Below are 25551 nucleotides of genomic sequence, written 5' to 3'. Positions count from 1 at the left end.
TCGCTGACCCAGCCGGGGTGCAATCCGGCGCCGTCGGCGTGGTGAGGTGGAAATGCTTCACTCGGAACACGCCCCAGCACGGTCTCGGTGGACTGTCCCCCGATGAGTACGAGGAGGCCTACGACATCCCACGTGACCAACACGATGTCGATAGGCTCCCGCCGACCCCGGTCGGAGCCGGGTAACCGAGTCTCCGGCAAAGCGGGGGAACCTCAGACGCGGTCGCCGCGGCCGAACCGTGCGGTCTGCACCACCTCTACGTGGCCCTGACCCGCGCGGTGAGCAGCCTGCACATCGTCCACGTCCAGCCGCTTCCCACAGCCCTGCGCGCATTGCGCGGTTGAGGCCGCCGCCCGAGGACGAACAGTCCCGGAGCGCTGGACCGAGTGAGACGCTCCGCCCCGCGGCGCCGATCGCTGGACGGGCACACCAGGGGAACGGTGCCTCCTGTCCGGTCACCGCTCCGCGACCATCGACTCCGCGCCCGGCAAAACCTCCATACCGAGATCCCTCGCTTTTCTCCGTCCGGTCTCTTCGAAGAGCTGGAGGAACACCGAGCGCGCCGCGTCCGCGGAGAAGACCAGCCCGCGTTGCTTCACGACCTCGTCGAGATGCTCGTAGCGAACGAGCGGAAGCGACGGCCAGAGCGTCGCCGCGACGCGCCGCTCACCCAGCACCTTCAGCGCGGCGAGACGGTGATTGCCCTCCAGGACGACGAAGCGGTAGCGGCTTCCGCGCACCAGGAAATAGCCGTGGACATACCCGTCCTCCACGTGCTCGGGCCGGTAGCCGGTCGAGCGCACGCTCTCGTAGATCCTCACGATCCTGCCGAACTCGCGTCGCACCCAGTCAGCGGACACCGGACCGTAATGCGGATTCCCCCTGGGAGTGAGGTTCTCGGGGGCGGTCGCGAGCAGGCTGTCGACACGGTCCTTGTCGAGTTCCCAGATCCGCTTGCAGAAATCCAGCGGCAGCGGAGGCAACCGGTCGAACGGCGCGATCGGCGTCGAGGCCGGGCTGAAAAGCGCCTCGTGCAGGGTCGTAGGAACGAACGATGCGAAGAAGCGGGCCAGTGTGGAACCGCTGTGGTCGATGTCGTTGTCCCGCTGGTACTCCGCGAGGGCGGCCCAGTGCGGGTGCCAGCCGTCGTCGACATAGGAGAAGGCACAGCGCGTCGTTACCTGCTCCAGGTCCACCCAGAACGGCTTCCCGCGCAGGGTGGGCGGGACGCCGTCGGGTGCGGAACCCCACTCGTGCGCGGCGTGGACACCGCTCAGCGCGTCAAGGACACTGTTCGACGAGAGCATGCCGGTCCTTTCCTTTCTGTGGGCCGGTCGAGGGTACTCGGTGATGTCCGGGAGGGGCGGAGCGCGGGTATGTGCACTACGGGGAGCCGTGCACGCCGAGAATCCTCGATCGGAGCCGCGACCTCCGGATCCGGAAATTCGCTGTGTATGCCAGGAAGACGGGCGACTCCCATTCAGGCTGGCCGCCGCTCGCCGCGTCGGCCGGAACCTCGTAGTGTCCCCCGGACTGCCGCAGGATGAACATGCCCGCCGCGACGTCCCACGGATGGATGTCGAGCCCCACCTGCACGTCCGCCCGGCCACTCGCGACATAGGCGAGCTCCAGGGCGCATGACCCGATGCGCCGCACCGCTCTGAACTCGCGCAGGCAGTCGATCAGGATCTCTTGGTGCGTCGGCGGGTACTCGGGCCCCTCGTCCGGGCCGTCGATGAGGACCACGCTCTCGCACGGCAGCTCGGAACCGTGTGAGCGCAGAGGTTCACCGTTGAGGAAGGCGCCGCCCAACGACGCGGAGTAGAGATCGTCGTGGACCGGGTCGTACACCGCCGCCGCAACCATGGAGCCGCGGTAGGCCGCTCCCACCGAGACGCAGAAGAGCGGCAGCCCGGACGCGAAGTTCTTGGTTCCGTCGATGGGATCGACGAACCACACCAGGTCGCCGTCGCCCGACTGCCCGGCCTCCTCCCCGAGCACGGCCGCCTCCGGGTGCTCGGTGAGCAGGTACTCGGTGATCGCCTCCTCGGAGAGCCGGTCGTATCGGGTGACGATGTCGTAGTCGCTGCCCTTGCCGACGACCCTCACCTGTTTGCGGAACCCCTCCAGTGCGATACCGCCCCCGCGCAGCGCCGCAGCTTTCGCGTCGGCCGCCAGCGCGACCGACGCCTGTGCGCTGATCCGGCCGTCCGACAGTGGGTGCACGGCGGTCATCGTGCGCCTTTCAGGATCGGGGCCGGCTCAGCGAAATGGCACGCCGATGCGTGACCGGTTCGAGGGCGGACGCGCAGCTCCGGCTGCTCCACGGCGCAGCGCTCGACCGCCTTCCAGCAGCGGGTCCGGAACCTGCATCCCGAGGGAGGATCGAGCGGACTCGGTACGTCGCCCTCCAGGATGATGCGGCGCGCGGTGGATTCCTCCCGGCCGCGTTCGCTGTCGGGGACCGCGGAGATCAGGGCCTGGGTGTAGGGGTGGAAGGGGGCGTCATAGACCTGGTCGACGTCACCGATCTCCACGATCTTGCCCAGGTACATCACGGCGACGCGGTCGGCGATGTGCCTGACGACCGAGAGGTCGTGGGAGATGAACACGTAGCTCAACCCGAGGCGCTTTTGGATGTCCTGGAGCAGGTTGACCACCTGGGCCTGGACGGAAACGTCCAGGGCGCTGACCGGTTCGTCGCAGACGATCAGTTTCGGTTCGACCGCCAGCGCCCGGGCGATACCGATTCGCTGGCGCTGGCCTCCGGAGAACTGGTGCGGAAAGCGGTCCTTGTCCCCGGCGTTCAGACCCACCTGGTGCAGCAGCTCGGAGACGCGCTCCTCCCGTCGGTCCGCCGGGACGGTGTCGGGGAAGATCTCCCAGGGCTCGCTGATGATCCTCGACACCTTCATGCGGGGATTGAGCGATGTGAAGGGGTCCTGGAAGATGACTTGGATGTCCCTGCGCAGCGAACGCATCCTCTTGTGGGACAGGTCCGTCAGGCTGGTCCCCTCGAAGGTGATGCTCCCCGAGGATGCGGGGACGAGGCGGAGCAGCGTCTTGGCCAGGCTGGACTTCCCGCACCCCGACTCGCCGACGAGGCCGAGGGTCTCCCCGCGCCCCAGGTCGAAGGACACATCGTCAACGGCGCGCAGCGGCTTCCTGCGCTGAATGAGGCCCGCTCCTGTCCGTACCGTGTACTCGGTGACCAGGTTCCGGACCCTGAGGACCGGCGCGTCGTCCATGGGGTTATCCGGCATTGTCGATCTCCTCATGGCGGATGCACGCGGTCGAGTGCTCACTGGAAACGGTCCTCAGCCGGGGGACGGAGTGCGTGCACTCGTCGACACGCAACGGGCAGCGGGGGTGGAACGCGCAGCCGTTCGGAATGTGGGTGAGCACGGGCGGCTGGCCCGCGATCGGCTGGAGCGAGCCCTCTTTCCGGCGGATACCGGGAACGCATCTCATCAGGCCCGCGGTGTAGGGGTGGCGCGGGCGGTCGTAGATCTCGCGCAGCGTCCCGGTCTCGACCACGCGCCCCGCGTACATGACCGTGACCCGGTCCGCCACCTCCGCCAGCACATGGAGGTCGTGGGTGATGAGGATCAGGCCCATGCCGGTCTCCTCCTGCAGCTGCTTGAGCAGGGCCATGATCTGAGCCTGAACCGTCACATCGAGTGCGGTCGTCGGCTCGTCGGCGATGACCACGGCCGGTCTGAGCGCCAACGCGGTGGCGATCATGATGCGCTGGCTCATGCCACCGGAGAACTGATGGGGGTAGTGGCCCGCACGGACCTCGGGCGAGGGGATCCCCACTCGTTCTATCATCTCGACGGCCCGGCGCAGGGACTCGCGGCGGGAGGCTCCCTCGTGCAGGCGGAACATCTCCGCGATCTGCCGGCCGACGGTGAAACCGGGATTGAGCGAGCTGATCGAGTCCTGGAATACCATCGCTATCTCTTTGCCGCGGACTCTACGCAGCTTCCTCCCGGATGCCCCCAGGAGGTTCTGTCCCTTGAAGTAGACGCCGTTCCCCGAGACCTCGCCCGGGGGGCTGGGAACGAGGCCCATGATCGCCTGGGCGGTGATGCTCTTCCCCGATCCGGATTCACCGAGGATGCCCAACGTCTCGCCGGGATTCAGCGTGAGATCGACACCGTTGACCGCGTTCACGGTGCCGAACGGGCTCTGGAACCGCACCCTGAGTCCGTCGACGCGCAGCAGCGGTTCGTTCCGCTTGGCGTGTCTCGGCTTGGGCCGAGCCACGGTTTCGACCGCCGATGCGCTGTCGGCGGAGGGGGTGCGGCCGGTTGCCGCGGCAGAGGAATGGGTGTCGGTGGAGTCCATTGCCGTATCTCCTCAAGAAGTCGAACGGGTGGCGGTCCCCGCGGAGTCCGCGGTCCGCGACGACGGTTTGTTCTTCATCCACCGCCACCGCTGTGCCGGATCGGCCATGGTGCGCGCCCACGACGAGAGCAGGTTCAGGCCGAGCGCGGTGAAGAAGATGATCAGTCCGGGGATCGTCACCAGCCACCAGGCCTCGCCGATGTAGTCGCGCCCCTGCGTGATCATCAGACCCCAGGAGCTCAGCGGGCGCTGGATTCCGAACCCGAGGAAGCTGAGCGATGCCTCGGTCAGGATGAGGTAGGAGACCTCCAGTGTCGCCAAGACCAGGAGCGGCGAGGCCATGTTGGGCAGCAGGTGGCGGACCAGGATCCGCGGCGTCGGCGCGCCGATGGCGTGCGCGGCGTCGACGAACGCCGATTCGCGGTAGGACAGAGCCTGCGCGCGGGCGATCCGGGCATAGATCATCCACCTGAGCAGGGCGAAGACCAGGACGACGTTGAGGAATCCACCGCCGATGATGAACAGCACGAAAAGGGCGAGGAGCAGACTGGGGATGGACATCATCCCGTCCACGATGCGCATGACGACCGCGTCGAAGCGTCCGCCGTAGTAGCCTGCCAGCAGTCCGATGGTCACGCCGAGCAGCCCGGAGGCCAGGGTCCCCAGCAGGGCGACCGTCACTGACACGCGACCGCCGAACAACAGCATGCTCAGCACGTCCCGGCCGTTCTGGTCCGTTCCCAGCAGGTGGAACCCCCCGTCCGGGTTGTGTGTCAGGGGCGGAAGGAGTCGGCGGGCGATGTCCTGGTCGGCGGCGTCGTAGGGCGCGAAGAACGCCGCGCCCAGTCCGGTTACGACGACCAGGACCAGCCACGACAGGCTGATGAGGGTGATGGGGTCTCGGACGAGTGCGGCCACGAAGTGGGACGCGCGCACCCTTTCCAGACGCTCTTCCCCTGACGGCGCTGCCGTGTCGTGGCCGTTCTCCTGAGGATCCGCTCCAGGCATCGGGCATCTCCTTTCACATCGGGATTTCAAGCGTGGAGCCGCACCTTCGGATTCAGATACTTGTAGCTGAGATCCACCGCGAGGTTGATGAGGATCACCATGATCGCGATGACGAAGATGGACGCTTCGATGAGCGGAAGGTCGCGGATCGAGAGTGCGCTCACCACGAGTGCTCCGATCCCCGGCCATCCGAACACCACCTCGACCACGATCGCCCCCGTCATGACGTTGGCCAGCTCGTCACCGAGCATGGTCATGATCGGTATCGCCGCGTTCTTCAGCCCGTGGCCGAAGACCAGCCGCATCTCGGAGGCGCCCTTGGCCCGGGCGGCGGCGATGTAGGGCTTCGAGAGTTCGTCGAGCATGGATGAACGGACGATCTGCGCCAGTCGGCCGATGGGTCGGGCGGCCAGTGTCAGCGCCGGCAGGATGGCATAGGCGAGACCCCCGGATCCGTATCCGGATGTGGGCAGCCAGCCGAGCTGGACCGCGAAGATGAGGATCAGCATCAGGCCGAGCCAGAACTGGACAAGCGACACTCCAGCGAGGGACACGACCGTCACGGCCCGGTCGATCGCGGAGCCGGGGCGCATCGCGGCGAAGCACCCCAGCGGAACAGCGATCGCGACAGCGAGCAGGATGGCCAGAAAGGCCAGTGAGAGGGTGGCTGGTAGGCGCTCCAGGACCAGCGGCAGGACCGCCTGCCCCTGTGCCTCCGGCCCCGTCGTCATCGTGTGGGCGTATCCGTAGCGCATCGATTCGCCGAAGTCACCCCTGATGATGTTCGTCAGGAAACCGACGTACTGCTCCCACAGCGGCGCTTCGAGACCCAGGCTCCTGCGCAGTTGCCGGACCTGTTCCTCGGTCGCCTGACCGCCGAGCATCAGGGACGCGGGGTCGCCGATCTGCCGGCCGCCGACGAAGACGGCGCTCATGATGACGAAGAGCAGGATCAGCGACTGTACTGAGCGCTTCAGGATGTACTGTGCCAACGTTTCCTCCGAGGGATTCGGCTCTGGAGCCGGTTCCGTTCAGCGACCGAGCCGTCAGCTGGCGGGGGTCATGTAGATGGCCTGGAGGCGGTGGCCAAGGCCGAACTCCCAGTCGGCGATGCCGTCGTTGACCAGGTAGGAGCGCTCCAACTGGCTCAGCGGATAGATGACGTACTCGCCGTGGATGTCGGCGGCGAGCTGCTCGAAGGCGGCGGCGCGCTCTGTCCCGGAGAGCGTGAGCGCGTTCTCAAGCTCCGCGTCGAACCCGTCGTCGCACCACACCACCGCGCGTGATGCGCAGTAGTAGTTGGATTCGAGCACGAGACCCAGGTCCTGGAACGGGTTCTGCCTGACGTGCACCTGGACGTAGGCGCGGTCCTGTGTCGGCTTCGTGTTGATGATCTCGTTGGCGACCGCGGGTTCCTGGAGACCGAACTGCGCGTTGAAGCCCGTGTCGTTCACCATGCCGCCGATCGCCTCGACGATCGATCCGATGCCCGGTGTCGCCCCGGTGCGGCCCCGGACCTCCAGCGGGATGCCCGCGACGTCAACGCCGTCCGACTCGGCTTCGCCGAGCAGTCCGGCGGCACGGTCCGGATCGTAGGGGTAGGGGTCCAACTCCGGATTGAAACCGGTGACCCCGTCCCAGGAGAGCTGGCCCTGCAGGGGCGTGCCGAATTCGATGACGTGCTCGTTCAGGCTCTGTGCGTCGATCGACAGGAAGAACGCCTCCCTGATCCGCTTGTCACCGAGGCGCGGATCCGCGCCGGCGCTGGGGTGGTCGAGGCGCGCGTACAGGTAAGTGTCGGACGGGCCCGCCAGGCAGGTGTAGGTGTTCACGTGCTCGGCCTCGTTGCAGTCGGCCGCAGCGGGGAACATCGCGATGTGGGCCTCACCGCTCTTTGCCATCGCCGTGCGGACGCCCTCCTCGGGGCGGAACTCGAACCGCAACCTCTCGAACGGCGGCTCGGTCGTTCCCGGGGCGTCGTCCGCCTCATAGCCCCACCAGCCGTCCCACCGTTCGGCACTCCAGTACGACCCGCGCTGCCACTCGACGAATCTGTACGGTCCGGTTCCGATGGGCTCCTGACTGTGCGCGCTCGCATCCTCCTCGATCTGCTTGCGCGAGGTGATCCCGTGGAGGGTGAGGCGGTGCAGCAGCGTCGGATCGGGCTCGTCGGTGGTGACCTCCATCTCGTAGTCGCCGATGGCGCGAGCGCTGATCTGCGGACCGCCGTACTCCTGGATCGTGAAGTTGTTGTCCTTGTCCCACACGAACTCGGTCATGTAGGCGGCCGTCTCCGCGTCGAGGGCCGTGCCGTCGTGGAAGGTGACGCCCTCACGGATCTTGAGCCGCACCGTATGCGAGTCGACGACCTCCCAGCTCTCGGCCAGGACGCCCTCGATCTCGCCGGTTTCCGGACTGATCTGCAACAGGGTCTCGACCACGTTGCGCAGCCCGACGGCGTTGACCTCCTTGTAGGCGCCCTGGGCGGCGAGGTCCTGGGGCTCCATGTTCGCGGCGACGACGAGTTCGGCACCGAGGTCCTCAGGGGATGCGTGCCCGCCGAGGGCACAGCCGGCGGCCAGCGTCGGGACAGCGGCCAGTACGGCGGCCCAGCGGAGTGGCACGCGGTGTCTGCGTTGGCGGTGGCGCATCGTGGACTTCTCCTTGCACGTTGTTCGGGGGGGCGTGCGACTGCGGCGGATGGTGATCGCGCGGGTGACGAGGGGGGATTGGCCGCCGGAGTGGTCGTCCTTGTCGGAGGGAAGGGCGGCTCGCCTGAATTGGACGAATCATGGACCGATCCAATTGCTAGCAACTGTGATATGTGCCACGCAGATCTGTCAAGGCCCCGTCAAGAAATCCACAAAGGAAAGGAATGGCACTCCACTGATCTGCGGTCTTGGCGGATCCGCCTTGCAGGGGTTGACAGGAAGAAATGACTCCGCGACAGTCAGGGGTGGATGGACCGGTCCAATTAGAGTTCACGGGACGTGGAGGAGATGGCCACATGACGAGTATCCCGCCCGAGCAGGGCGAGGTGCGGCGGCCGACGATCCGCGATGTCGCCAAGCATGCCGGCGTCTCCAAGTCACTGGTGTCACTGGTACTGCAGGGCTCGGACCAGGTGAGCCCTGCTCGGCGCGGCGCAGTGTTGCAGGCGATGGAGCAGATTGGGTACCGACCGAACGCGGCGGCGCGCAGCCTCAGCGCGCGGCGTACCGGGACGATCGGTGTGCTGCTCAGCCATCTGCGCAACCCGTGGATCGTCGATCTGCTGGACGGGCTGCACCCGATACTCCACGAACACGGCCTGCGGATGCTGTTTGGCGACGGCCGACTCAACCAGCGGACAGATGAGAGCCTGATCCAGACATTCCTCGAAATGCGCGTCGACGGGCTGGTGCTCGTCGGGACCATCCCGATCTCACCGGCGATCGCGCAGATCGCGGGAGAGGTCCCGACAGTGATAGCGAGCAGCCGGGACATCGACCTGCCCAGCGTCGACACCATCGCCGCCGATGACTGGAGGGGGGCCGAAAGCGCCACTCGCCACCTCATCGAACTCGGCCACACCAGGATCGCCCACATCTCCGGCCGCGGAGTGGTGGGCGCGATCCGCCGACAGGCGTATGAGGAGACGATGCGCGCATGCGGGCTTGAGGACGACATCGCGGTCGAGGCGGGCGACGGCGGAGAAGAGGGCGCGTACCGCGCGGCGGTCAAGCTGCTGAGCGGCGGAAAGCGGCCCACGGCCATCTTTGCGTCGAACGACATGTCATGCATCGGCGCGCTGTCGGCCGCGGACGACGTCGGCGTCAGAACACCGGAGGAGCTGTCCCTGGTCGGCTATGACAACACCTACCTGGCGCGCCTGCGCCATCTGTGGCTGACGAGTGTCGATCCGGCCAACGAGGAGGTCGGCCGCCGGGCGGGGCGTGCGCTGCTTGCCCGGATCGACGATCCGCTCCGGCAGGCGCATGTGGACCTGGTCGAGCCCTCGCTCCAGGTCCGCGGATCAACGGTGCCGATTCCCGGGGCATCCTCCCCGACCACCTGATCGTCGGGCCGGGCCCGGCGGTGGAAGATCGATGCGGACCGACAAGGTGAAGGTATGGACACGGATCAGATGACGGCCGGACAGCCGTGCAGGATCGCCGGCGCACCGATCTCCTGGGTGTGTGCGAGGTGCCCGGCTGGGGACACCAGATGCGGCCTGAGCGCGTACTCCGGGAGATGCGCGAGGTCGGGTTGACCGCGACCGAGTTCGGGCCCGAGGGATTCCTGCCCAAAGAGCCCGAGGTCGCGGCAAGGGTTTTGGACCACCACGGGCTGGGGGCGGTCGGCGGATTCCTCTTCCGTTGACTTGCAAGGATTCGAGCGTCGAGATCGGATCCGAAGTAGGAGCGCCCTGCTGGCGAAGGACACTCCATGCTGGAATCAGGGCCCCTCAGGTCTCCTGCCGAGTCAACTTTTGGCGTGGTGGCCCGGCCTTGGCCCAGCATCCGCTGTGAGCCGCGGCTTCTTTGGCTACGGCCTCGGAGAGGTCGTGCCACAGGTGCCAGCGGTCGGCCACCTGGAGGGCGTCGGGAAGCGCCCGGCGCACGGCCTCGGGATAGGAGGCCGCCCCGTCGCGGACGGCGACTTCGACGCCGGGATGGTCGCGCAGCCACGCCGCGGACGTGTCGGCGCTGCGGTCGGCCAAGACATCGACGCGGACGTTGGTCGCCGCGTCGGTGAGCACGGTGGCATACCGGTGGCTCTTGCGCAGGGCGAAGTCGTCCACCTCCGGCACCCGCGGCATCGGCCGCACCGGCAGCGCCAAGCGCTTCAGCGCGCGCAGGCGGTGTTCTCCGATGTCTGCATGGCCAGGGCGGACATCACTCTCGCGCCCGCCCGACCGGCCAACTCCCTCACGACCGCGCCGATCTGAGCGGCCAGCCGGGGCGTGCGCCGCTGGTAGCGCTCCAGCACGCCGGGAAGCTGCTCCCGGAAGGTCTGTCGCTCACAGCCGAGAATGGGGCACACCAGGCGGCGCACCCGCACCACCACGGCCACGCGCCGGCAGTCCACCGGCGCATCGGCCACGGTGCGCTCGGAAGGCGTGCACCCGAGCGGAACGAGTCCCGCACACTGGGCAGGGCGCCGGCCTCTCGGGAGTGCGCGCCCGGATCCGGATCATCCCGTCCTCGCTGCTGACATCCTCAGTATCCAGGGGAAACAGGCCCGCGGACACGAGCTGCACAAGCTCGTTGACAGCACGCATAGCCGTGCGTGACACAACGCTGCTCTAGGTCATCACCGAAAGCGGGACAGAGCCGAAAGTGAGCCGGACCGGCGTGGACGCCGGAAGGCGGTCAGGCAGTGGGTGCACCGACCGCGGCGACCCGGTGGCGGAAGGCCGCCAGCGCCGCGGCGCCGACCGCCTTGTCCTGGTCGCCGTTGCCGCCGCTGACACCGACGGCGCCGATCACCTGCTCCTCGTACACGATGGGGAACCCGCCGACGAAGACGGCGAAGCGTCCCGGGTGCATGTGGCTGATCCCAAACGCCTCGTTGCCGGGGAGGGCGGGGCCGTCCGGCGGTTCATTGAATTTATGCGTGTCACGCTGGTGGCCGGCAGCTGTGAATGCCTTGGCCATGGCGATTTCGACTCCGGTCAATCGCGCCCCGGTCATCCTGTGCAATGCGATGGGATGGGCACCGTCATCTGCGATGCAGATGGTCTGCCGAACTCCGATCCTCTCGGCTTCCTGCTCGGCTGCGCGCAGTACCACCAGGGCGTCTTCGAGGGTCAATCGGTACACCGTGTGCATACCCACTCCTTCAAGAGGAAGGTGCCATTACTTTGTTGCCTCCGTGTTGTGGTGGAACCGGAGATTGATTTCGAGGTGCAAAACCGGTCACCCGCTATTGAAAATACTTCTCCTGTGATTGAAGCTGTTGTCTATTCGGAGGCCGATCGCCGGATCTCTGAATGGAAAACCGTCGATCGATATCGCTCATAGCTTCATATGGAATGCTATTGTCCGGCAATGTACACTTTGCCGAAAACGAGTACCGGGATGTGGGCACATGGCACATGACCGCAGCGGCCCCGAAGGCCGTGTCAGCGTCGAGGACCTGCTCGCCGAGCCGCTGTTGCGCTCCGCCCTCGTTCTCGAAGGCGACATCGGCCGGACGCAGGTGGCGTGGTGCCTGCCCTGGTCGGAGATCAACGTGGGAGGGGCGCGCTCGAAGAACGACCTCGCCGGAGTCGCCGTCCACGTGTCCACCACCGCCATCCGGGATCCCAGTGGCGCCTGCTCCGTGGTCGGGGAGGTGGCAGATCGCGCCGGATCGGCCCTGCTGGCGTGGCCGCCGGATAGCGATCCCATGGAACTCGCCGCGGCATCCTCTGCGGCGAGGGAGCGGGGCCTGCCCTTGGTCGTGCTCCCGTGCGCCGCCGACTATCCGGCGGTCAGCCGACTGGTCGGGCAGAAGGCGCTGGCACAGACCGCGCACGTCCTCGAATACAGCATGAGGGTGCACCGCACGCTGGCCGAAGTGCTCTCCCGGGGGGCGGGGATCCCGGCTATGGCCCAGGCCATCACGGGCCTGGCGCGGAGTCCGGTCCTGGTGCTCGGTGCGGCCGGCGAGGTCATCGCCTCGGCGGTGCCGCCCGGAGCGTGGAACGCTGATCCGTCGTCGATCGCGGTCCCCTTGGCCGAGCGCCTCGGTGAGATCCCCCTTGAAGGCGACGAGCAGGGACACGGCCCTCCCACGCACGGCATCGTGTTGGAGAGCGGCGGGGGCGAGGAATGGACCCCTGCTCACGTTCTCAGCGCTCCGATTATGGTCGCGGGAGAGGTTTACGGGTGGCTCGCGGTGGCGGAGGGACACCGGCCGCCCGAGCGCCACGATCTCGCCCAGCACCGGATCATCGTCGAGCACGGGGCGACCCTCATCGGATCGGAGATGCTGCGCCAGTGGTCCATGCGCACCGCCGAGGAACGGACGCGCGGTGACTTCATCTACGCGCTCGTGCACGGTCGGTTCGCCGACGAGCACGAACTCCGAGCGCGTGCACGGCACCAGGAGTTCGACATCGAGGGCCGCTACGCCGTCCACATCGTGGCCTCCTCCGCACTGATTCCATCGGACCGGTCCACCATGCAGCGGGGAGCCTCCATGGCACGGATCGCCCAGACCCTGGATCCCCCCGGTGACAGGCCGCGCCTTGCCACGGTGATGGGGACGATGCTGGTGGTGATCGACCCGCTGCCTTCAGGACCGGACTCGTTGCAGGGCGACGAGGAGGACAAGACCATCACCCGGTTCGCGCAGCGGTTGCACCGGGCTTTCAGTCGCCGTCTGGGATCCGAGGTCAGGGTCTCCTACGGGCGTTGCGGGCTGGGGGCGGCCGGGGTGTCGACGAGCTACTACGAAGCCCGGGTCGCCATGGGGCTGGCCCGCCGCCTGGAGGCCGATCCGGTCTGCGGCTATTCCGAACTCCGCGTGTTCGCGGTGCTCAGGGATCTGGGTGGGAGCCGTCGGGGGCGGGCCTTCGTCGATGAAGTGCTGACACCGCTGCGGGACGTCCACAGCCAGACGGGCGACTTGGAGCAGGTCGTCCTCGCCTATATCAGATCGGGGGGCAACCTCAATGCGGCGGCGCGGTCGATGCGACTGCACCGCAACACCATGCTCTACAAACTGGAGCGCGCCTCTCGGGTGCTGGGTCGGGACCTGCGTTCGGCGGATACCCAGTTCATGGTGTGGCTGGCGCACCACATCGACACCCTGGGCTCCATCGCCTCCGCCATCGAACAGGAACTCGCGCCGCCCGCCAATGATGTGTTCCCGCACTGACCGGCCGCCCGGTGCCGCCACGCCCCTCAGTTCCGAGGCGCCGGGCGCGTATCGGGGCCGGGGTCCCGACCCGCGAACGCGCCGACGAGCCCGATGACCGCGACCCCTGCGCAGACGGCGAAGGCCGATCCGAACATCGGCGACCGGTCCACCGCCAGTGCGACCCATGCCGCCCCCAGCCCCGAACCGCCGAAGCGCACCAGGTTGAACAGCCCGAGTCCGGTCCCGTGCCGGCCCAGGCGCGAACGCGACGCCCCGGTCGCCGCGGGGGTCTGCACGGACGCCATGCCGGCACCCGCGGCGATCAGGGCGGTGATGAGCAAGGGACCCACTCCCGAATCGAGAGCCACCGCGGCCACGGTCAGGAGCTGACCGATGATGAGCAAGACGAGCCCGAACCGCAGGGCGTGGCGGGCGCCCCAGCGATCGCTGAGGGCACCGACCACCGGAGCGAGCAGCGCCATCGTCACGGGGATGCTCAGCAGGACCAGGCCCGAGGCCAGGGGGGTGGCGCCTTTCTGGCCGGTGAGGTAGAGGGGGATCCCGATCAGCAGAGCTCCCAGGCAGAACATCTGTGCCAATGCGGCCAGGCACGAGCGGAGGTAGCGCGTTTCCAGCAGCAGGTGCAGATGCAGGAACGGGTCCGCCCGTCCCCGTTCCACCAGCAGAAACGCGCACGTCGCGGCGATCCCGGCGAAAGCGCTCCCCCAGACGAGGGGGGATGCCGGTCCGAGCGGGGCGGTCGCCGCCGCCGAGCCCATCATCAGGGCGGCGGCCAGGGTGAGCATCAGGGCGCCGCCCCAGTCCAGGCGCAGCGGCCGGGGCGCGTCCCGGGGGAGCAGCCACAGCGCTCCGGCCAGGGCGAGCAGCGCCAGCGCGACGATTGGCCAGAACACCGCGCGCCAGCCGAACCAGGTGGCCAGGGCCCCGCCCAGCGCCGGCCCGGCCGCCTGGCCCAGGCCGTTCGCCGCCGCCCACAGTCCGAGCGTCCGGCTTCGGCGCCGCTCTCCCGAGGAGGTCACCAGCAGCGCCATGACGGTGGGAAGAACGGCCGCGCACGCGGCTCCCTGCGCGGCCCTGCACAGCACGAGGATCCCGAGATCGGGCGCGAACGCGGCCCCAGCGGAGGAGCCCGCCATGGCCCCCATCGCGCAGACGAACACTCTGCGGCGCCCCCAGCGGTCCGCGAGCCACCCTGTGACGGGCATCAGCGAGGCCAGAACCGCGGCGAAGGCCACGACGATCAGCGACCCCGCCGCGACCGTGACGCCGAGGTCGGCCACGATCAGGGCGAGCGGGACGTTGACGATGCTGTTCGCCACTGTCCCGGTGAACGTCGCGAGGAGCAGGGGCAGCAGTGCCCAGCGGTTGCGCCGCCCCTCGCCGGCCGGTTCTCTTCGATTCACTCGGTGCTCCCCGCGGTCCGGTCCCCGGTGGCTGCTTCGCCGGTCACCTCCGCTCCGGCCTCGCCGACCTCACTACGTGCTCAGCCGCCGCTTGGGCCGTTCCGTGCGCTGGGTCTCGGCAGGGAGGGCGACGTAGACCTGGCCGTCCTCCTCCTTGGCCTCGAACACGCGCACGGGCCGAGTCGCCGGTGGGGTGATGGGTTCCCCGGAATCGAAGTCGAAGACGCTGCCGTGGCACGAGCAGAGCAACCCGTCGTCGGTCACCCTGCCGGAGGACAGCAGGCAGTCCAGGTGTGTGCAGTAGTTGGACATGACGTGCACCGCTCCCTCTTCGGAGCGGGCAACGGCGAGTTCCACGCCGTTGACGAAGAAGCGGCGGACGATCCCCTCGGGGATCTGTCCGGAGCGGGCGACCCGAACGAACTCCATGGAATGTCTCCTCCACGCGGGCCGGGGTCCGGCCGCTGGGATCGGGTGGGACCGTGGTCCCACATCGGGAAGGAACGCGACGTGCGTGAGGGCTTATGCGGTCGTGAGCAGATCGGCGAGGTCGTGGTCCTCGTCGCGCAGCGCGTCGACGTCCGGCCTGACCTGCTGGGTGATGAGCGCCCCGGCAAGGGGCACGTCGCCGCCGCGCTCCACGGTGAACGCCGCCCGGAGCACCCCCTCCTCCAGGTAGAAGGCGGTGAAGTCGAAGGCGTCGAGCCGGCCGCGGATGACGATGTCGTCGGCGTTGGAGGTGCGCCCGATGCACTGCAGATTGAGACCGAACTGGTCCGACCAGAACCAGTGCGGATCCGTGTAGGCCGTCGGTCTGCCCAGGATGTTCTTGGCGGCCGTCATACCCTGCTTGCTGGCGTTGTCGAAGTGCTCCACGCGCATGCGCCGGCCGAACAGCGGGTGATGGTGGCGGGCCACATCGCCTGCTGCGAAGACGTTCGCCGCGGAGGTCCGGCAGTACTCGTCCACCAGGACGCCGTCGTCGGTCGCGATCCCGGAATCGCGGGCGAGCTCGGCATTGGGCAGCATTCCGACGCCGGCTACCACGATGTCTCCCTCGATCACCGCTCCGGATCCGGTGCGCACGAACGTTCCGGCGGAGGTGCGACCGACCTCGGTGACCGTCGTCGCTGTGCGCAGGTCCACTCCGTGTTCCCGTTGCGCCGCGGCGCACACGTCTCCGATCACAGGACCGACGACGTTTCCGAACGGACAGGCGGCCTGTTCCAGCACGGTCACGGCGGCTCCCCGAGTTCGAGCGGAGGAGGCCAGCTCCGAACCGATGAAGCCCGCACCGACCACGATGACGTGTGCGTCGGGGCGGATCAACGTGCGGATCCGGTCGGCGTCGGCGAGGGTGCGCAGGTAGTGCACGTGCTCATCGCCGTCGACGCTCAGCCGCCGAGGGCGGCCTCCCGTGGCCAGCAGCACGGCATCGCCGCTGATCCGCGAACCATCGGACAGCTCGACGCCTCCCCCGCCGGTGTCCACGCGCCGGACTTCCGCTCCGGTGCAGGTCTCGACGCCGTTGTGCTCGCACCACTGCGCCGGCAGCAGGTCCAGTTCGGAGCGGTCCTGCTCACCGAGCAGGTACTCCTTTGACAGCGGCGGGCGCTGGTAGGGCAGATCGGCTTCGGCACCGATGAGGATGATGCGCCCGTCGAAGCCGCGGCGGCGAAGGGTGCGTATCGCGACGGCGGCGGTCTGGCCGGCGCCGACGATCAGGATGGTTTCCAGCATCACGGCTCCTTGGACATTCGCGCTTCCTGCAGCGCCCTGTGCGGGGCGGGGTGGGGTCGGGGATCGAGGTAGACGGTGGAGTCGTCGATCCGCACGTCGTGGGTCGGCTGGCACTCGTCGCGGTCATCGGCTCGGCCGCTTTCGAGGTCGAAGGCCCACTGGTGGCCGGGGCAGATGACCCGGCCGTGCAGGACCGTGCCCTTGGTCAATGACCTCTGCTTGTGGACGCAGGTGTCGGCCAGCGCGTACACCCGGTCATCGACGAGGAAGAGCGCGATCCGGGTGTCGCCGATGATGACGAGCTTGCGCTTGCGTCGGCGGAGTTCCTGGAGCGTGGCGACCTCTACCCATTCGGTCAATCTGCTGTCCCAACTGCGCTCACCGGCCCATGGCGGCGGGCCGGGGGTTTCGGCGGGCGATCGGCGCCGGCGGCGCGTTCCCGGAGGGAGGCGGCGCCGCCGGCCGGACCGTCCTCAGGCGGTCATCAGGTCGGGCTTGACGTAGGTGTCGTAGAGGGCCTGTGTGTAGGAGAAGCGCATTTCCGCGCCCCAGCGGCACATCTGCAGGCAGCGCTGCTGCAGTTCAGGGGTGTCGGCGTGGTCGAGAACGATCTGGTAGCCCCGCTCGCCGTGCACCTCGTCGGAGGTGATGTGCAGGTCGAAGAACTCGATCTCGTCCTCGGTGAACCCGTAGACCTCCCGCAGGGGAACGATCTGCTTGCGGTAGATGCTGGGCACCTGGGACTCCAGCCCCACTACCAGGGCCGCGGTGGCGACCACGAAGTGCTCGCGCATCGCGACGGCGTAGCACCAGGACTGCAGTCCACGCGTGACGGGATTCATGTTGGAGGGATCCTCGATCCGCTCCCGCGTGGTCCCGCAGGCCTCAGCGAACCGGATGAGCAGATCGGTGTGCCGGATGTCGGCCAGCTCCTCCTCGTACATGTTCTGCAGCGTGAAGTCCTTCGCCCCGGTGAAGGCGTCGGGGATGTTGGCGTAGACGTAGGAGAGGTAATCGGCGAAGGGGCCCACGTAGTGGTAGTGGTTCTCAGCCCAGCGAGCGAAGTGCTCGTGCTTGAGCGTCCCTTCGGCCCATGCCTTGCTGAATGACGCGTTCTTGGCCTCCCGGCCCTTGATGGCGTCCTGGAGGGCCTGGCGGAATTCGTCCCGTTGCAACAATTCCTGCATTTTTGGTGCTCCCTTTCCCTGGTGCCCCGGATTTCTGCACGCCTCCACGCTACGGACGCGCCCCATCCGGTCCTATGGTGATTCGGCACAGAGTCCCGCGGAGATCGATGTGCACCGTGCACTGAGCTTTTCCTACGGCTGTAAGCCGTGCAGGCGCGTGATGGCGCACGGCCCGGCGGCGGCGCCGGTTCGGTGGTGGCCGTCGTGATGTGGCGGCGGGGTCGTACGAATGTGGCCGCCGCGCAATTCATCCGGAGTGCGGTGGTCCGCACCGTGCTCTTCCGCCTCCGCGCCCCGACGGGTCAGGAAAGAGCGGAGATGTAAACACTCTTCTCCTGGGTGTAGAACATCATCATCGAATTGCCGGCCTGCTCTTTGAATGTCTGGGTGCTGGATTCCTTGAGGCCGCCGAAGGGGACGGTCATGCCCATTCCCGTGGTCGGTTGGTTGATTTTCACCAGTCCGTTTTTCGAGCTCCGGGCGAATTCCAACGCCCGATTCAGATCGCGGGTGACGATCCCGGCGGCCAGCCCGTAATCGGAGTCGTTGGCGAGGGTGAGCGCCTCCTCGAAGGTGCCGAACCGCTGCACCGCGATGACGGGGCCGAAGATCTCCTCCCGGACGATCCGCATGTCCGTGGTACACCCGGTGAACACCGTCGGCCGGACGAAGAACCCCCGGTCCGTGCCGGGGCCGGCGGGGCGCTGCGCCCCGGCCACCGGTTCGGCGCCTTCCTTGCACCCGATCGCGACGTAGTCGAGCGTCTTGCGCAACTGGAAGTCGGCGGCGAGCGGCCCCATGTCGACGCCGTCGCCGAGGCCGGGCCCTACCGTCAGCGAGTCCGCGGCCGCCGCGAGGAGTTCCACCAGTCGGTCGTGCACCGATTCGTGCACCAGGACCCGGCTGGTCCCGGTGCAGGCCTGTCCGCTGAGGCCGAAGGCGCCCTTGACGATCAGCGCGGTCGCGCGGTCCAGGTCGGCATCGGGCAGGACCAGCACCGGGTTCTTGCCGCCCATCTCCAGTTGGCAGCGCCGCGAGGGTCCGACGGCGCTGTGGATCCGGCGGCCCGTCTCGGTCGACCCGGTGAACGTGACCGCGCCCACCCGATGGTCGCCCACCACGGCGGCCCCGGCCTCCGCGCCGCCCTGCACCAGCGCGATCGCCCCCGGTGCGAGCCCCGCCTCCAGCAGTGCCTCCACCAGCCGCTGCCCCAACAGCGGCGAGACCGGAGAGGGCTTGTACACCACGCCGTTGCCCGCGGCCAGCGCCGGGCCGAGCTTGCGCGAGGGGATGTTGAGCGGGAAGTTCCACGGGGTCACCGCGCCCACCACACCCACGGGTTCGCGCGTGGTGTAGACCGCGCCCTGTCCCTCGGAGGGGAAGGAGTCACCGGCGATCCGCAGCGCCTCACCGGCGTAGAAGCGCAGATTCTGCGGTGTCCGGCGGGTCTCCGCGGTGGCTTCGGCGAGGGTCTTGCCCTCCTCCCGGACCAGTTCGACGGCGAGCTCGTCGGCTCGGCGCTCCAAGATGTCGGCGGCGCGTTGCAGGACCAGCGCCCGCTCGGGCGCCGGGACTCGGCCCCAGGCAGGTGCCGCGTCGGCCACGGCGGACACCGCATCGGCTGAGTCCGCGGCGGTGGAATCGGGGAAGACGCCGACCAGGTCGTCCTGGTCGGCGGGGTTGCGGCGGTCGAAGGTCCGGCCCGAGGCCGAGGCGACCCACTCGCCTGCGATGTAGTTGCGTCCCTCATGCGTCGGTGTCACGGTTCCCCCTGGGGTCAATGGTTCGCGGAATCGGTCGCCGCCTGTGTCCCCGGCCGTACCGGAGACGGCGGACGGTCGGTGGAGAGGGTCCGAAGGACCCGGTCGGCGTCGGTGTCGACGGTCAGATCGGCGCCGGGGACGGCACGTCCCCGCCCGGAGAACGCGGGCACCGCGATGACCAGGCCGGCGCCCTGGACGGCGTCCAGGTCCCGCGGTTCGGCGCCCAGGCAGAGCGCGACCGACGGAAAGACGCACAGCCGTTCCACGCTGATCTCCATCTGTGGCGGGACCAGCCCCGCCTGCACCGCCTGCGGGGAACCGCCGACCGTCCACCCGCGCGCGTCCGCGATCCGGTGGGCGGCCTCGGCCGTGTCGGCGGACACCCCGGCGCCCAGGTGCACCACCACCGCCGCCTGTTCGACGTGCCGCCGGGCCAATCGGTCCTCCCAGCGGTCCAGTTCGGTGATTCGCCCGTCGGGCACACCGATCCCCGGACGCAGCATCCGGAGCTCGGGCGGTGCGGGCTCGCTCGGGGACCGGGGGTGGGGGCGGCAGCCCGGACGCAGCGCGGCCACCGCGCACGCGGCGCGGGTGACCAGGTGAAGGTGCTCCCGGTCGGCGCCGGCCGCCCGCGTCCACACGAAAGCGGCGGGACCTGCCTGCGGTGGCGCGTCCACGCGTGCGTTCACGACGTCGCCGATCAGGTCCGTGTTCAGCCGGACGGCCAGCCGGGCCAGGTACTCCCGGCCGTCCGCGGTACCGGCGCCGATCACCGCCAGTGGGGCCTCCTCCGCCGCGGCGCAGGAGAGCGCCCGGGCGTATCCGGCCGGGGAACGGCTCTCCAGGCCGTCGGCGACCAGGGCGAGCACCTGCTCGGCCCCGCACCGGCCGAGTTCCGGGGCCAGTGCCCGGGCCTGCTCCGGGGCCGCGCAGGGGACCACGGCGACCGCTGCCAGAGCCGGGTGCAGGCGCGCGGCCAGGTCCAGGCCTTCGAGCGAGGCCGGATGGCAGAGGCCGTCCCGGTACTGGACGGGCACCCAGACCTGGCGGCGTGCGCCGATCGGGCGCCGCGGCCGGGGGAGGGGCGAGGTGCGGGCCTGCGCGGCCGCGAGGTGGCGGACGGCCGTGCGGGGGTCGCCGGTGCGCATGCCGGCCCGGGGCGTCGGCGCCGAGGAGGAGTGGAGGATGCGGGAGGGCGGAGGGGACTCTGCGGTGCCGCGGGCGGAGCCCGGCCGGTCCGATCCGAGCAGTTCGGCCGCGTCGAGCACGCGTACCTCGGCGTCGTTGCGGCCCTCGGGATCCGGGCGGGGATCGGGCCCCCTGGAGACGCCGATGACGCACGGGAGGTCCACGCGCATCTCCTGCCAGCCGTGCTCGACCTCCCGCAGCGCGACCAAGGAACGCTGCTCCGGGGCCAGCCGCACGACCGAGGTCGCTGCGGGCAGCAGCGCCAGTTCGGAGGCCCGGGCCGCGAGTTCCACGGCTTCGCGCCCGTCGGAGCCGGCGGCGCACAGCACCACGTCGGGACGGACCCGGCGGGCCAACCGGGTGAGCGTCCGGGCCGCGCGCAGCGAGTCGACGGGGGTGTCCGGGGTCGCGCGGACCAGCAGCACCTGATCGGCCACCGGGTGCTCGCACACCCATCCGTCGGCTCCCTCTCCTCCGGGGGAGCCCTCGGCCTCGATGAGCGCGGCGAGGACGACAGCGGCATTCCCGCCTTGGGCGCGGATCCCCGCGCGCAGGGCGACCGCGTGGTCGAGGGCGTCGACGACGCCCTTCGACGGCCCCTGTGCTCCGGGAGCGGCGAATACCATGATCTTCACGGTTGTCTCCTCCGTGCGGGGTTCTCGGTCACGGCCGCGGCCATCAGTTCCACCTCGACCGGAGCGCCGTCGGGGAGCGCGCGGACGCCGATCGCGCTGCGGGCGGGCAGCGCCTCGGCCCCGTGCATCTCGGCGAGTGCCGCGGAGGCGCCGTCCGCGACCGCCGACAGGGCGGTGAAGTCGTCGGTGCAGGCCACGTACACGGTCATCCGCAACAGACGGCCGATCCCGTCCGGGCCGCCGGCGATGCCGGCGAGCGCCGCCAGCGCGTTGCGGGCGGCGATCCGGGCCGCACCGGCCGCGGCTACGGTGTCCAGCTCCGCACCGGCCCTGCCGCGTAGCACCAACTCGCCCCCGGCCCGCGGCGTCATGCCGGCGCTGACGAGCAGGCCCGCTCCGGCGACGGCGGTCACGTAGCGCCCCTGGGGGCGCGGTGCGGCGGCGGGGGAGAACTCGGCCTCAGACACCGATCGCCACCCCGTCCTGGCGGGGATCGGAGCCGCCGAGCAGGGCGCCGGTGGCGGCGTCGAGACTCACCACCTGCGCACTGCCTCCGGCCCCCCATGCGCCCACCCGACGCACCGGGTGTCCGAGGTCGTGCAGCCGCCGCAGCACAGAGGGGTCCAAACGGGATTCGCACCGCAGCTCCGGGGCCTGTTCGAGGACGTCGGCGTCGCTGCCGGGGAAGACGGTGAAACGCGGGGCGCTGACCGCTGTGTACGGATCGGTACCGTGATCGATCAGGTGCGAGAGCAGCTGGGTGTTCCACTGGACCTGGCCGTCACCGCCGGGGACGTTGCCGATGTGTCGCAGTTCCCCCACGTCATCGGTGACGAGCCAGGCGTTCAGCGTGTGCAGCGGCCTGCGGCGCGGGGCCACCGCGTTGGGGTGCCCTTCGGCGAGGTAGGCCCCGCGTCCCAACCGGTTGTTCAGCATGATCCCGGTGCCGGGGACCGAAAGCCGGGCGCCGAAGGTGTGGGCCAGCGAATGGATCAGGCCGACGGCGCGTCCGGCACCGTCCACCGCGACCATTGAGGTGGTGTCGCCGTCGATGTCCATCGCACCGGGCCGGGGCGCCGTCCCGTTCTCGATGCGCTCCCGGCGCACCCGCAAGGACTCCGGTTCGAGCAGAGTTCGCCAGAAGGGGGTGTCGGACCCCGCTCGCGCGCGGTCGGCGAAGGAGGTGCGCGCCGCGCTCGCGAGCCAGTGCACGGCGTCGGATCCGAGCCAGGGCAGTGAGCCGAGCCGGTCTGCGCATATTCCGGCCTGCTGCAGGACCATCCACCCCGGGGTGGGCGGCGGCGTCTGGTGCACCAGTAGGCCCCCGTACTCCGCGGTGATCGAGGGTTCGCCCGAGACGTCGGCGCCCGCCTCCCACTCGGCCCCGGAGAAGGGGGCGCCCGCGGCGGTGAGCAGCGCTACCGCGCGTTCGCCGAGCTCCCCCCGGTACAGGCAGGCCGGATCGTCGGCCAGCCGGCGCAGCGTCTGCGCCAGGGCGGGATGCAGTACCCGCTGTCCCGTCCGGACCGGGCGCCCACCGGGGAGGAAGGCGCGGGCGGCATCGGGGTCGCGAGCGAGCGACTCGGCATGCTGGGAGACGTCGTCGTGGGTCTTGGCGGTGCAGGGCACGCCCGTCTCCGCCATGGTGGCGACCGGTGCCCACAGCTCCGCGAGAGGTCGGGAGGCGCCCGCACGGTGCAGCGCGGCGATGGCCGCGACCGCGCCGGGAACCGCCACGGCCAGTGCTCCGCTGAGAGGGATCGCCGTAAGCCCCAGCTCGCGGTAGAAACCGGTGCCGGCGCCATCTGGGCCGTAGCCGCTCCCGCCGAACGAGGTCACGCGGCCGTCAGGGCCGCGATACAGGGCGAAGGCGTCGCCTCCGATACCGCACTGGCCGGGGAGCACCAGCCAGGAGACCGCGGCCATGACGAGGACGGCGTCGACGGCGTTGCCGCCATCGGCGAGCACGCGCGCGCCCGCCATGCTCACGGAGGGGTGGCCGGCGGCGACCATACCGCCATGGGAGACCGCGGGGCCCCGCGGTGGGATCTGGACATCGCGTGGTGCCGTATTCACACGGCTCAGTGTCCGGCGGGTCGATGCCGACCTTCTATGGACACAGTGCCGTGGAAACCGACGCGGATTCAGGCACAGTGCACAGACGTGCGCGGCCGCGAACGGGCGGTCCCTCCGCGGCGCGGTGCACTGAACCGCAGCTCATCAGTGGTATGACGACACCTATTGCGCAGGTTGCACAAAGCTCTGCGAAGGTAATGTGCAGTTTCCCGCTTGTTCATCCGAGTGGGCGGTCAGGAAAATTTCCGCATATCGCCTTCCCTCGTTCCCGCACGGCTTGTACCCTGCTTGGAGGGGCCATGGTCCTGACTTCCGCGCACTGGATCTATTTGGCTGGAATAGTGGTCATCATTTTCGTGATGTCCACCAAGAAGAATGTCGTGATCCCCGCGGTCGTGGCGACTTTTCTGACCGCATGGGCATTTACCGGAAGCTTCGCAGCAGGCCTGCAGTCCATCTTTAAAGCAAGCCTTACCGCGGCGGCGGAGCTGTTCAACATCTTCCTCATCATCGCCTTCGTCACCGCATTGCTGGGGGCACTACGGGCGCTCGGGGCGGACCGGCGGATGATCGAGCCGTTCCGCTACGTCATGAACAACGGGCACACCTCCTTCTGGGTCATCGCGCTGGTGTCCTTCATCATCAGTCTCTTCTTCTGGCCCACTCCCGCCGTTCCGCTGATCGGGGCCATCCTGTTCCCCGCTGCCGTCCGCGCCGGGTTGTCGCCGCTGGCGGCCGCCCTGTCCATGGCGATCGCCGGCCAGGGGATGGCCCTCTCCAGCGACTACGTCATCCAGGTCGCCCCAGGACTGTCAGCGACCGCGGCGGGCACGGACGCGAGCCGCGTCGCGGACTACGCGCTGGTGCTCTCCTCGATCACCGGACTCACCGCTCTGCTGCTGGGCTACCTGATGATTCGGCGCACCATCGTGCGCCCCGATCCGAAACTGCTGGAGCGCTGGGAGGCCAGGACCGATGCCGTGATCGGCAGGAAGGCCGCCGCGGCATCGGCGAAACCGGCTCCTGAGCCGGCGGCGGGACCCGCGCGCGCCCCGGAGCCGGCCGAGGTCGGAGCGGGGAACAGCGGTCCGGCTGGGGCCGGTGCGACGAGCGGCTCCGGAGGCGGGGCGGGGACCGGGGCCGCGCCGTCGAATCCCGGGTCCCCGGTGCCCACGCAGCGCATCGGAGACCCGGAGCCCGCGCCGGTGACCGCCGACGATGCCGGGGGAGGCCGGGAACGGGCCGAGGACACGGCGGAGGCGGCGCGCACGCCCGTGCTCCGCTCCAAGTCATTCGCTGTAGCGGTCCCGCTCGTACTCATCGGGCTGGTCGTCTACATGATGCTGGGGAAGTTCACCGACCTGGTTCCCGAGCTCCTCGGCAACGACGCGGCGGCGCTGGTCGGAGGGGTCGTCGCGCTGATTCTGCTCATGGCGTCGATATCGCTGGACGGACACCGGGCACTGGAGAGCTGTGCCGCCCACATCGTTGACGGGCTCATATTCTCGGTCAAGGCGATGGGGGTGGTCATCCCGATCGCCGGCTTCTTCTTCATCGGCAATTCCGACTTCGCCGGGTCCATCATGGGCCTCACCGAAGGGACGCCCGCCCCCAGCTTCCTGTTCGAGCTGGTCACAGCGGCGCAAGGGGCCATTCCCAGCAATCCGTTCGTGGTCGGATTCAGCCTTCTGATCATTGGAATGATCACCGGTCTCGATGGCTCGGGGTTCTCCGGACTCCCGCTCACCGGAGCCTTGGCCGGCAGCCTCGGCCCCGCGGTGGGCTTCGATCCGGCGCTGCTCGCGGCGATCGGTCAGATGGGCTCCATCTGGACCGGCGGCGGGGTGCTCATCGCCTGGTCCTCGCTTCTCGCGGTGGCCGGTTTCGCCCGGATCTCCGTCATCGACCTGGTTCGCATCGCGTTCTTTCCCGTGGTCGCAGGACTGATCATCTCCACCACGGTCGCGATCGCCGTTTTCTAGGCGGGGAATCGCCGCCGCCGTCAATCGCGAGGCCGACTACCGCGGCTCATATGGCTCCGCTGAGTCCTCCTCGTATGGACCCGGGGCATCGAGGCGCTGCACCACATCAGGGACGTCGCCTTCGGCGAGGACGCCTCCCGGGTCCGGACCGACCACGGGTCCCGGAACTACGGCCATGCTGGGCAACCCCGCCGTCCCGTTACCCGCATCACCGGCGGACCTCGCCCACATCCCCGAAGCGGTCCGCCGGGTTTCCTACGCGGCGTCCGCCCGCCCTCTCGACCTCATCCGACACCGGCACGGAAGCGACCTGGCACGCTGCACAATCTGGCGATTCACTCTTGTGCGCTTTCATTCTTGATCATTTC

Annotated in this window: 20 protein-coding genes and 1 pseudogene; 3 read left to right on the top strand and 18 right to left on the bottom strand. The window is 69.1% G+C overall.

The features are described 5' to 3' along the window. Positions 1 to 455 precede the first annotated feature (455 nt). From HDA32_RS15390 to HDA32_RS15360, 7 genes are all read right to left on the bottom strand, one after another. Positions 456 to 1307, bottom strand: a complete 852-nt coding sequence (locus tag HDA32_RS15390) for a hypothetical protein (protein ID WP_179643848.1) — start codon at positions 1305 to 1307, stop codon at positions 456 to 458. A 76-nt stretch (positions 1308 to 1383) separates the two neighbouring features. Further along, positions 1384 to 2226 carry an inositol monophosphatase family protein gene (locus tag HDA32_RS15385; RefSeq protein WP_179643847.1) on the bottom strand — a complete coding sequence of 281 codons (843 nt, stop codon included), beginning with the start codon at positions 2224 to 2226 and terminating at the stop codon, positions 1384 to 1386. 5 nt (positions 2227 to 2231) lie between these two features. Then, positions 2232 to 3263: an ABC transporter ATP-binding protein gene (locus HDA32_RS15380; RefSeq protein WP_246334365.1), complete on the bottom strand. Its 1032-nt coding sequence runs from the start codon at positions 3261 to 3263 to the stop codon at positions 2232 to 2234. Beyond that, positions 3253 to 4350: an ABC transporter ATP-binding protein gene (locus HDA32_RS15375; RefSeq protein WP_179643846.1), complete on the bottom strand. Its 1098-nt coding sequence runs from the start codon at positions 4348 to 4350 to the stop codon at positions 3253 to 3255. The genes HDA32_RS15380 and HDA32_RS15375 overlap by 11 nt, the downstream gene beginning before the upstream one ends. Positions 4351 to 4362: 12 nt before the next feature. After that, positions 4363 to 5358: an ABC transporter permease gene (locus tag HDA32_RS15370; protein ID WP_179643845.1), complete on the bottom strand. Its 996-nt coding sequence runs from the start codon at positions 5356 to 5358 to the stop codon at positions 4363 to 4365. A 26-nt stretch (positions 5359 to 5384) separates the two neighbouring features. Then, positions 5385 to 6350 carry an ABC transporter permease gene (locus HDA32_RS15365; protein WP_179643844.1) on the bottom strand — a complete coding sequence of 322 codons (966 nt, stop codon included), beginning with the start codon at positions 6348 to 6350 and terminating at the stop codon, positions 5385 to 5387. A 54-nt stretch (positions 6351 to 6404) separates the two neighbouring features. Further along, the gene (locus HDA32_RS15360; protein WP_179643843.1) at positions 6405 to 8009 is read right to left on the bottom strand and encodes an ABC transporter substrate-binding protein; all 1605 of its coding nucleotides are present in this window, start codon (positions 8007 to 8009) and stop codon (positions 6405 to 6407) included. A 356-nt stretch (positions 8010 to 8365) separates the two neighbouring features. Between HDA32_RS15360 and HDA32_RS15355 the strand changes: the two genes are divergently transcribed. Next, positions 8366 to 9415, top strand: a complete 1050-nt coding sequence (locus tag HDA32_RS15355) for a LacI family DNA-binding transcriptional regulator (RefSeq protein ID WP_218882480.1) — start codon at positions 8366 to 8368, stop codon at positions 9413 to 9415. A 435-nt stretch (positions 9416 to 9850) separates the two neighbouring features. Here HDA32_RS15355 and HDA32_RS30755 read toward each other — a convergent pair. Beyond that, a pseudogene (locus HDA32_RS30755) lies at positions 9851 to 10621 on the bottom strand (ISL3 family transposase); the annotation flags it as partial. A 91-nt stretch (positions 10622 to 10712) separates the two neighbouring features. Beyond that, positions 10713 to 11171, bottom strand: coding sequence for a GlcG/HbpS family heme-binding protein (locus HDA32_RS15340; protein ID WP_179643840.1), 459 nt, complete (start codon positions 11169 to 11171; stop codon positions 10713 to 10715). A 259-nt stretch (positions 11172 to 11430) separates the two neighbouring features. On the opposite strand from HDA32_RS15340, the gene HDA32_RS15335 reads away from it, so the two are divergent. Next, positions 11431 to 13206: a PucR family transcriptional regulator gene (locus HDA32_RS15335; RefSeq protein ID WP_179643839.1), complete on the top strand. Its 1776-nt coding sequence runs from the start codon at positions 11431 to 11433 to the stop codon at positions 13204 to 13206. A gap of 26 nt (positions 13207 to 13232) precedes the next feature. Here the strand turns inward: HDA32_RS15335 and HDA32_RS15330 are convergent, their stop codons facing one another. From HDA32_RS15330 to HDA32_RS15290, 9 genes are all read right to left on the bottom strand, one after another. After that, a complete protein-coding gene (locus HDA32_RS15330; RefSeq protein WP_179643838.1) occupies positions 13233 to 14612 on the bottom strand; it encodes an MFS transporter in 1380 nt (459 codons plus the stop codon). A 72-nt stretch (positions 14613 to 14684) separates the two neighbouring features. Then, positions 14685 to 15041, bottom strand: coding sequence for a Rieske (2Fe-2S) protein (locus HDA32_RS15325; RefSeq protein WP_179643837.1), 357 nt, complete (start codon positions 15039 to 15041; stop codon positions 14685 to 14687). 93 nt (positions 15042 to 15134) lie between these two features. Continuing rightward, positions 15135 to 16352: an NAD(P)/FAD-dependent oxidoreductase gene (locus HDA32_RS15320; RefSeq protein ID WP_218882479.1), complete on the bottom strand. Its 1218-nt coding sequence runs from the start codon at positions 16350 to 16352 to the stop codon at positions 15135 to 15137. Continuing rightward, a complete protein-coding gene (locus HDA32_RS15315; RefSeq protein ID WP_179643835.1) occupies positions 16352 to 16711 on the bottom strand; it encodes a Rieske (2Fe-2S) protein in 360 nt (119 codons plus the stop codon). Before HDA32_RS15315 ends, HDA32_RS15320 begins: the two co-directional genes overlap by 1 nt. Positions 16712 to 16825: 114 nt before the next feature. Beyond that, positions 16826 to 17539 (bottom strand): iron-containing redox enzyme family protein, encoded by a 714-nt coding sequence (locus HDA32_RS15310; protein ID WP_179643834.1) that lies wholly within the window; start codon positions 17537 to 17539, stop codon positions 16826 to 16828. Positions 17540 to 17841: 302 nt separating this feature from the next. Next, positions 17842 to 19302 carry an aldehyde dehydrogenase family protein gene (locus HDA32_RS15305; RefSeq protein ID WP_179643833.1) on the bottom strand — a complete coding sequence of 487 codons (1461 nt, stop codon included), beginning with the start codon at positions 19300 to 19302 and terminating at the stop codon, positions 17842 to 17844. A gap of 14 nt (positions 19303 to 19316) precedes the next feature. Then, positions 19317 to 21116, bottom strand: coding sequence for a hypothetical protein (locus HDA32_RS15300; protein WP_246334992.1), 1800 nt, complete (start codon positions 21114 to 21116; stop codon positions 19317 to 19319). A 5-nt stretch (positions 21117 to 21121) separates the two neighbouring features. Beyond that, positions 21122 to 21592 (bottom strand): RidA family protein, encoded by a 471-nt coding sequence (locus tag HDA32_RS15295; RefSeq protein ID WP_179643831.1) that lies wholly within the window; start codon positions 21590 to 21592, stop codon positions 21122 to 21124. Further along, the gene (locus tag HDA32_RS15290; protein WP_179643830.1) at positions 21585 to 23138 is read right to left on the bottom strand and encodes a gamma-glutamyltransferase family protein; all 1554 of its coding nucleotides are present in this window, start codon (positions 23136 to 23138) and stop codon (positions 21585 to 21587) included. Before HDA32_RS15290 ends, HDA32_RS15295 begins: the two co-directional genes overlap by 8 nt. 215 nt (positions 23139 to 23353) lie before the next feature. Between HDA32_RS15290 and HDA32_RS15285 the strand changes: the two genes are divergently transcribed. Further along, positions 23354 to 25183 carry a hypothetical protein gene (locus HDA32_RS15285; protein WP_218882478.1) on the top strand — a complete coding sequence of 610 codons (1830 nt, stop codon included), beginning with the start codon at positions 23354 to 23356 and terminating at the stop codon, positions 25181 to 25183. Positions 25184 to 25551 lie beyond the last annotated feature (368 nt).

The organism is Spinactinospora alkalitolerans (genome assembly GCF_013408795.1).
GTDB lineage: Bacteria > Actinomycetota > Actinomycetes > Streptosporangiales > Streptosporangiaceae > Spinactinospora > Spinactinospora alkalitolerans.
Note: the sequence above shows the minus strand (reverse complement) of the source record. Positions and strands in the feature narration are given on the sequence as shown.